The 573-nt window shown below is 55.5% G+C and carries 1 protein-coding gene; it reads right to left on the bottom strand.

Annotation, left to right across the window (positions count from 1 at the left end; translation table 11 throughout):
* On the bottom strand, positions 1-450 hold a 450-nt coding region (locus ACOCD2_RS25360), incomplete at its 3' end, for a hypothetical protein (RefSeq protein WP_419626392.1).
* Positions 451-573 lie beyond the last annotated feature (123 nt).

Below are 573 nucleotides of genomic sequence, written 5' to 3'. Positions count from 1 at the left end.
CTCATGTCTGCGGCTATCCTTCCAGCGCCGTAAAAATACCAGTGCCTCGGAAGACAAATGAACATCCCCGCCAGTTTCCATGGCATAACAGGATTTGAACAGCTCGATGACAAAATCCTTGATGCCAGGAGCATCCGAGTGATAACCGTACTGGCGCTCCATCTGCTGCCACAAATCGCTGTCCAAGCCACAGCGAACGAGAATGCGCCATCGCCCATCTTCTTCCTCGGCCAGCTCCTCCAGCAGACTTTCCAGCACCGCATCCAGGCGTGGCTCCGACTGGGCACAGACCGACAGCATCTTCATTCTGACCCTGCCAGGGGTATCATCGGATTCCAGGCGCCGTTTCAAAGCCTCCCTTCTCTTGGCAGCCTTGAAGAATTCAACATGGTCTTCGACCACTTCCGCAAAAGCCATGCCCAGTTCCAGTTCACTGAGCCACAGGGCCACCTGGTCAGTGCGGAACTCGCCATGCGCCAACTGCACATCCAGCAGCCAATTGTCCAGATCTTCTGGTTGATGACCCGCCCGATAAAGCAGGAATTTTTGTTTGGGCTGCTCGCGGAGCATGCG

This window comes from Thiolapillus sp. (assembly GCF_048562965.1).
GTDB classification, from domain to species: Bacteria; Pseudomonadota; Gammaproteobacteria; order Chromatiales; family Chromatiaceae; genus Thiolapillus; species Thiolapillus brandeum_A.
Note: the sequence above shows the minus strand (reverse complement) of the source record. Positions and strands in the feature narration are given on the sequence as shown.